The following is a 7,901-nucleotide window of genomic DNA, read 5'->3' as shown; positions in this document are numbered from 1 at the left end:
GAGACACCTGTGAACAACGGGTGTGCCAGGACCGAACGATCCACCGTGCCTTCCACCAGCAGAGCATGCCCACCCGCTATCACGCACCAACTCGTTAACAGTTCTTGCAGCCCCGAGCATTTCTGAGGCCAGATACCCGCGTCGGCGAGGTCTTCGTTGAATGCGATCGTGGTGAAGAGCACCGGTGCGTCCGTCTTCGCGTTGCGTGCCGCGTGGATCGACCGAGCAGTGGCCGCGACCTCGCTGGACAGGTCACTGCCCAGGGCAAATCTGCTGTCCGTGAACCCATTGACAAGATCGACCACCACAATCGCCGGGCGCGCCCGCGGTCGTCGAGGAGTACCGGGCCACGTGCGTCGACCAGGAGAACGTCGCCGGTGGTCAGCTTCAGCGCTTGGCCGTCTCGGCTGCTCTGTCGAGGTCGAGCGGGCGGGCGGCGTACGTGATGCGTATGACACCGTCCGCATGGCGCTCTGCGTCGGCCTGTACGCCGAAGACTTCGGACAGGACGTCGGGGGTGAGGACGTCGAGAACGGGGCCTGCCATGACGACGGTGCCTTCGTGGAGGACCACGAGGTGGTCGCAGAGCCTGGCGGCGAGGTCGAGGTCGTGCAGGACGGCGAGGGTGGTGGTGCCGGTGGCGCGGATCAGGCCAAGGAGTTCGAAGCGGGCACGGATGTCGAGGTGGTTGGTGAGTTCGTCCAGGACCAGGAGTTGGGGGCGCTGGGCGAGTGCGCGGGCGAGCAGGACACGTTGGCGTTCGCCGCCCGACAGGGACGCGTAGTCCCGCTCGGCCAAGGGCCGCACACCGCAGCGGTCGATCGCCTCGTCGACGGCCTGGCGGTCGTCGGTGCCGTCACGGCCGAGGAGGCCGTGGTGCGGTGTGCGTCCCAGGGCGACGATTTCGGCGACCGACAGGCCGGTGGTGTTGCCGGTGGCATCCTGGAGGACGGCGGCGGTGCGGCGGGCGGCGGCGCGGGCGGACAGGGTCCACACATCGTCTTCGCCGACGCGGACCACTCCGGCGGCCGGGCGCAGTGAGCGGTAGACGGCGCGCAGCAGGGTTGATTTGCCGCTGCCGTTGGGGCCGACGAGTCCGACGATGTCGCCCTTGCGGGCCTCCAGGTTCACGTCGTGCAGGATCGGTTGGCGGTCCAGGGTGATGTGGAGCCGGTCCACGGTCAGTTTCATGCGGTGTCCAGACCCTTGTTGCGGCGCAGCAGCCAGATGAAGAACGGTGCGCCGAGGAGGGCGGTGAGGATGCCCAGCGGCAGCTCGTTGGGGCGGTTGAGGGTGCGGGACAGCAGGTCGACGACGACGAGGTAGACCGCTCCCAACAGGGCGGTCAGCGGCAGGAGTCTGCGGTGGTCGGCGCCGACGGTCAGGCGGACGAGGTGGGGGATCATCAGACCCACGAAGCCGATGCCGCCGGCGACGGCGATCGTGGTTCCGGTGAGAAGCGAGGAGAGCACCAGCAGCACGGCGCGCAGCCGGTTGACGTCCACGCCGAGCGCGGTGGCCGATTCGTCACCGGCCAGCAGGACGTTGAGCCGTCGGCCGAACAGGCTCAGCAGGACGGTCGTGAGGAGGACCACCGCGCTGACGGTCGGAAGTTGACTCCACTGGGCGCCGGAGACACTGCCGAGCATCCAGAACATCACCGTGCGCAGTTCGGTGGGCGTCGCCTGGAGTTGGAGGAAGCTCGTCGCGGACAGGAAGACGTATCCGACCGCGACCCCGGCCAGTACGAGCCGGGTGGGTGCCATGCGGCCGCCCCGTTGGCCGAGGGCGAAGACCAGCGTTCCGGCGGCGAGGGCGCCCACGAAGGCTGCCGCCGACACGCCGAGCCCGCCGAGTGAGCTGCCTCCGGCCAGGACGATGACCACGACGGCACCCAGCGAGGCCCCGTAGGAGAAGCCCAGGACGGTGGGGTCGGCCAGTGGGTTGGACACCACGGCCTGCAGCACCGCGCCGGAAACCGCCAGGCCCGCGCCGACCAGAGCGGCCAGCACCACCCGAGGGGTCCGGAAGTTCCAGACGATCTGGTCCAGCGCCGGGTCAGCGGTCGCCCCGCCGCCGCTCACGTGGTGCAGGATGATGCGCCACACGTCACCCAGCGGGATGGTGACCGCGCCGATGCTGACCGCGACCATCATGGTGGCGATCAGCACCGCGAGCAGTCCGAGGAGTGTGAAGGGGAGTCCCAGCCGCTTCAGAAGGCGTCGGGGTGCAGCATCCTGGCCACCTTGTCGACGGCCAGATCGTTGCTGGGGCCCAGGTAGATCGAGTCGGACAGCACCGTGTACGTGTTGTTCTCGGCCGCCGGCCACTGGGGGAACTCCTTGAGCAGTTGTTCGGCGTAGGCCGTCGGGTCGGGGGCGTTGTAGCTGATGACGACGAGGGCGTCGACGTCGGTGGCGGCCACCTTCTCCTTGCTCAGGTCGGCGAAGGAGGTCCTGGAGGCCGATGCGAATGCGTTGGCGCCGCCGGCCTTGGCGAGGATGTCGTTGTAGATGCCCTTGGCGACGACCGAGCTGAAGTCGTTGCCGCCCATGGCCATGTTGGCGAAGAGCACCATGACTCTGGGCTTCTTCTCGCCCCTCGTCTTGGCGGACACTTCGGCGATGCTCTTCTCGGAGTCGGCGATCAGCTTCTCGGCGCGGTCGCTGACATTGAAGATCTTGCCAAGGTCGCGCAGGAGGGTGTAGCTGTCGGCGACGGTCATCTTGGAGGTGTCCTGGTCGCAGCCCTGCGGTGAGACATAGCTGTTCGCCTTCACGTCCCCCAGCTGGTCCCGGGTGGTGAAACCGTTCTTCTCGTCGAAGCCGTACGAGGTGGTGGAGAGCACGAGGTCCGGGCGCAGGCCGAGCATCGCCTCGCGGGGGATGTCGTAGGCGTCGTTGAGTTCGATGTCACCGGTGGGCAGGGCCTTGATGGCCTTGGCCCGGCCGGGGACCTCGGACATGCCGTAGGTCTGCTGGTTGGCGACGATCCGGTCGCCGAGGCCGAGTGCGAGCAGTGTGGAGACTTCCGCCACGGAGGCACCGTTCATGACCACGACTCTGCCGGGGGCCTTGGTGAAGGTCTCGGTCCGCCCGCAGTTCTCGATGGTCACCGGGTAGCCGGACTCCGCGTCGGGTGCTGACGCCTTGTTGTTCGCCGTCTCCGTCGAGGACCCGGCGCATGCCGTCGTGACCAGACACAGCGCTCCGGCCAGGACCATGGCGATGGGCCGTTTCTTCGGCATGCGGACTCCTTGGTGCAAGGTGAAGGGGTTTCGATCCAGTAGTCGGGGCGTGGTGCACCCGGGTTCCAGAGGAGGGCCGACTACTTCGTGGTGGCGGTGCGGCGGGATCGCCGGCCGGCCGGAGCGGGCAGGGATCCGGTGGAGACGCAGTGGTCGAGATAACGGAACATGAGGTCGCGGTCGAGCGGGGGACAGACGACGCCGCTGCCCCGCAGCCCGGTCAGGACATTGTCGACGCGTACGTGTCCCAGGCTCAGTTCTGCGTCGTCGGCGGCATCGCCGCTCCAGGAGTCGAAGAAAGCGAGGGTGGTCGCGGCAGCATCGGTGGAGCGCGGCAGTTCGCCGCGCCAGCGGCTCAACGGCATGTGCCGCACGGGGTAGCCGTACTCCCGCACCCAGTCATAGAGATCGGCCAGTCGCACCGGCGGCTGAGGCGCATGGTTGAAGACGATTCTGCGGGGGCGGTGTCGGTCCAGGCTGAGGCGTACGACGGCCCGGGCCACGTAGTCGACCGGGGTCCAGGTCTCGGCCTCGAAGAGGTCGGGCAGGATGCCGGCCGGGATGCCTGCCCGCAGCACGCTCCACAGGAAGTCGCTTTCGTTCACGTAACCCGTGCCGGGCGGGCCGACGACGCGGCCCAGCCGGTGCACGGTGACCGGCAGTCCGCGCTCGGCGGCCTGCTCCAGCAGACGTTCGGAGGCCCACTTCGACTGCTGGTAGCCGGAGCGCAGTCCGGGGTGGGACGGCAGGAAGGCTTCCGGCACCTCGGCGCTGCGGCTGAGCGGTGGAGCGACCGACAGTGTGGAGACCAGATGCAGCGGTGTCGACCGTACGGCTGCCATGCGCAGCAGTTGCCGGGTGGACTCGGCGTTGGCGGCGCGGAGGCCGGCGTATTCGCGCAGGATGCTGACGGTGGCGGCGTTGTGGAAGATCACGTCGCAGGTCTCGGCGAGTTCGGCGAACAGGGCCGGGTCCAGTCCGAGTTGGCGGCGGGCGACGTCGGAGGGGACCGCCGTGACCCGTTTCCAGGCCGGCGCCCGGACCGGTATGCGCTGGGCGTCCAGAGCCCGGCGGACACGGTTGGCGGCCTCGTCCGGGTCGGCCGCGCGGACGAGGCAGACGATGTCCGCGCTGGTGGTGGCGAGGAGTTCGGCCAGCAGATGGGTACCGACGAAACCGGTGGCACCCGTGAGAAGGATCTTCCGCGGTTCGGTGTCCGCTCCGGAAGCCGGGCCGGGTCGGATGTCGTCGTCAAGAACGGTGTCGGTGAGGAGGGCCGCCGGGAGTCCGGGGGCGAGCGCCGACTCCTGTGTCCGGCGTTCCAGGAACTCCGTCAGTCCGGTCGCGGTCGGGTACTGGAACAGCCAGGCGACGCGGATCTCGCGCTGCAGTTCGACGCCGAGCCGGTTGGCGGCCTGAATGGCCTGGAGCGACTGGGCGCCCAGGTCGAAGACATCGTCGGAGGGGGAGACCTGGTCGGCGCCGAGGAGCTGCCGCCAGATGTCCGTGATGGTCCGTTCCAGCGGGCTGCCGGTCCCGGGGGCAGTGACGGTCGGCGCTGTCGGTACGGTCGGGGTGCTGAGCGCGACTCTGTCGATCTTTCCGGAACCTGTACGGGGCAGCCGTCCGTGGAACTCGACGGCGGACGGGATCATCGCGGCGGGCAGCCTCGCCCGTGCGTGGGCCCTGATCCCGGCCGAGGACGGTGGCGGGGCCTCCGCGACGAGATGGGCCACCAGGCGCCGGGTACCGTCCGGCAGCAACTGTCCCACGACGGCGGCCTCCCGGATCCGGGGGTGGGTGAGGAGCGCCGTCTCGACCTCGGCGGGGTGGACACGGTGGCCGCTGATCTTGAATTCGGTGTCCGCCCGGCCGACGAAACGTAGCTGTCCGTCGTCGCCGAGCCGCACCAGATCGCCGGTGCGGTAGGCGCGCGGGCCTCCGGGCAGGCGGCTCAGGGGAGCGAAGCGGGATTGGTCCGGCGCCCGGGCGCCTCGGTACCCGAGGGCCAGGGTCTCGCCCAGCAGGTACAGCTCTCCGTCGACGACGGCGGCACGGGTGCCGGGGAGCGGCAGCCCGATCGGTACGTCCCCGGGGCCCGGCGCGGCTTCGTGGAGTGAGGCCACCGTGGCCACCACGGTGGCCTCGGTCGGACCGTAGGTGTTGAAGAGGGCGACCGATGGGCCGACGGCCTTCCGCCAGCGGTCGACCCGCTCGGGCAGCGCCGCCTCGCCGCCGATGATGACGGTCCGCACCCCCGCGGGGAGAGCGGCGGCACCGGTCGATATGGCGTAGGCGAGTTCGTGCCAGTAGGCGGTGGGCAGGTCGAGGACGCTGATACGCAGCCGGTCGCAGGCGGCCACGAACCGGGGCACCGACTCGGTCATGTCGTCGGTGCGGACGACGAGCGTGGCCCCGGCGCAGAGGGTCAGGAAGATCTCCTCGACACTGGCGTCGAAGTGCAGTGGTGCGAACTGCAGGACACGGTCGTTCCGGCCCAGTCCGTAGCGGTGGGTGGCGCCGCTGACGAACCCGGCGAGCGCGCCGTGGCTGATCTCCACGCCCTTGGGCCGCCCCGTGGAGCCGGAGGTGTAGATGACATAGGCCAGGTCCGCACGTGACGGCGGCGGCGGTTGCGCGCCGCGCGCCTCGCTCCCGGGCAGGTCGAGCCGGAGTACCGCACGGTCACCGAAGCCGCCCGCACCGGCTCCGGTGGTGAGGACGAGATCGGGCTCCGCGTCATCGAGCAGCACGGCCGTGCGGGACGCCGGTGCGCTCGGATCGAGGGGGCAGTAGGCTGCGCCGGAGAGCAGGACTCCGACGATGGCGGTGACGGCCTCGATGCCGCGGGGCAGTGCCACGGCGACCAGGGAGCCAGGACCGATGGACCGGGCCGCGAGCCTGCGGGCGATGTTCCGGGCCGAGCCGAACAGCTCCGCATAGGTGATGGTGCGTCCGTCGTGTTCCACGGCGGCGGCTCGACCCCGCCGGGCGGCGTGGCCGGCGATCAGGCTGAGCACCGGGCGAGCGGGCGCGGGGAACGGTCCGCCGTCCAGTACGGTGACAGGCGCCCGTCCACCGGACCGGCGCAGCGCCCGGTCGGGTGCCGCGACGGCCTGGTGGAGCAGGGCGAGCAACCCCTGCTGATGGGAGGTGAGATCCGTCCTGTCGTAGAGATCGGGGTTGGCGTCGAAGGCGAACCGCAGACCGCCGCCCTCGGCACGGTCGTAGACATTGACCGCCAGGTCGTCGACGGGTCCGGCGGAGACGTTGTGGACGCTGCTGCGGTGTCCGGCGAAGCGCAGGTCGTACTCGAAGGGCATGATGTTGACGCCGGGCCCGGACAGCCTGCGCTGCCCGCCGACCAGTTTGAGGTCGCGGCGCAACTGCTCGTACCGGTAACGCTGGTGCGGCAGTCCGGCCCGCAGTTCGCCGGAGACTCTCGCCGCCAGATCGCGCAGACTGTCCTCTTCGTTCACTGCGATACGCAGGGGCAGGATGTTGCGCACCATGGCCGGGACCCGCAGGGAGGCCGAGCCGAGGCGGCCCATCACCGGCAGGCTGAGGACCGTCTCGGCTGTTCCGGTCGCCCGGCTCAGGTAGGCGGCGGTGACGGCCAGGACGACTTCGGACCAGGTGACCGACAGTTCACGGGCGACGGCGCGCAGCCCTTCGGCTTCCTCGGCCCCGAGGTCGGTGACATTACGGAGGAAGGTGGCGGCGGGCAGCGCCGCCCGCCCGGCCGGAGAGGCGATGCGCGGACGGTCCGCGAAGCGCGCCGTCCAGTGGTCACGGTCCTTGGCCCAGCGGGGCGACCCCTGGTAGGCGCTCTCCTCGGCCCGGACCGACTCCAGGAGGCCGAAGCCGCAGTCGCCGACGGGTTCACCGTCCATCAGAGCCGTGTAGACCTGGGCGACCCGGCGGGCCACCAGGGAGAGCCCGAATCCGTCGAGCGCGATGTGGTGGACGCGGTGATACCAGAGGTGGGTGCCGGGGGCGGTGCGCAGCAGGGCGTGGCCGAAGACGGGACCCCGTTCGAGGTCGACGGGACGGGCCAGGTCCCGTGCCATCCACTCCAGGGCCGCGGCGTGCGGGTCCGGCTCGGCGCGGAGGTCGCGGGTGTGCAGTCGCCACTCCACGGCCGGGATGTCGATCTGCCAGGGGCGCCCCCGCTCGTCGGCGACGAAGGCCACGTTGAGGGCCTCCGTCTCGGCGACCACGTGGTGCAGGGCGCGGTCCAGGACACCGGTGTCCACCGGGCCCTCTATCCGTACGTACTCGGCCGTGTTGTAGGCGGGGCTGTCCAGGTCGAGTTGCGAGCCGGTCCAGATGCCTTCCTGGGCGGCCAGCAGCGGGTGGCGCCGCGCGGTTCCGTCAGGCGTCGCCACGGGTTGCTCCTGCCTGACGTTCGGAGAGCAACTGCCACCACTGGGCGAAGGAGGTGCACTCGGCGAGCTCGATGAAGCTCACCTCCGCACCGGTGGCCCGCCAGCGTTCGGCGAGGGTGACGATGCGCAACGAGTCGAGGCCCGCGTACAGGGGGTTCTCTTCGAGGTCGACTTCGTCGGGCTGCTGGTGCAGGAACTCCGCCAGGTCCGCGCGGAAGACGGCAGGCGTGAGGGGATCAGGCATATGTCGTTCTCTCTTGGTGGCT

At 70.1% G+C, this 7,901-nt stretch carries 5 protein-coding genes and 1 pseudogene; all 6 read right to left on the bottom strand.

Translation table 11 applies throughout. From position 1 onward, the window contains the following. A pseudogene (locus tag ACFXKG_RS29475) lies at positions 1-305 on the bottom strand (hypothetical protein); the annotation flags it as partial. Between the two features lie 82 nt (positions 306-387). After that, on the bottom strand, positions 388-1,191 hold the full coding sequence (locus ACFXKG_RS29470) for an ABC transporter ATP-binding protein (protein ID WP_384845523.1): 804 nt from the start codon (positions 1,189-1,191) through the stop codon (positions 388-390). Continuing rightward, positions 1,188-2,156 carry a FecCD family ABC transporter permease gene (locus ACFXKG_RS29465; RefSeq protein ID WP_384845536.1) on the bottom strand — a complete coding sequence of 323 codons (969 nt, stop codon included), beginning with the start codon at positions 2,154-2,156 and terminating at the stop codon, positions 1,188-1,190. Before ACFXKG_RS29465 ends, ACFXKG_RS29470 begins: the two co-directional genes overlap by 4 nt. A 56-nt stretch (positions 2,157-2,212) precedes the next feature. Continuing rightward, complete coding sequence (locus ACFXKG_RS29460; protein ID WP_384845521.1) at positions 2,213-3,247, bottom strand: ABC transporter substrate-binding protein; 1,035 nt, start codon at positions 3,245-3,247, stop codon at positions 2,213-2,215. A gap of 80 nt (positions 3,248-3,327) precedes the next feature. Then, positions 3,328-7,635, bottom strand: a complete 4,308-nt coding sequence (locus tag ACFXKG_RS29455; protein ID WP_384845519.1) for an amino acid adenylation domain-containing protein — start codon at positions 7,633-7,635, stop codon at positions 3,328-3,330. Next, a complete protein-coding gene (locus ACFXKG_RS29450; RefSeq protein WP_384845517.1) occupies positions 7,622-7,879 on the bottom strand; it encodes a phosphopantetheine-binding protein in 258 nt (85 codons plus the stop codon). The genes ACFXKG_RS29455 and ACFXKG_RS29450 overlap by 14 nt, the downstream gene beginning before the upstream one ends. Between the last annotated feature and the right edge of the window lie 22 nt (positions 7,880-7,901).

The sequence above is a fragment of the Streptomyces sp. NPDC059255 genome, assembly GCF_042752355.1.
In the GTDB taxonomy this organism is placed as follows: domain Bacteria; phylum Actinomycetota; class Actinomycetes; order Streptomycetales; family Streptomycetaceae; genus Streptomyces.
Note: the sequence above shows the minus strand (reverse complement) of the source record. Positions and strands in the feature narration are given on the sequence as shown.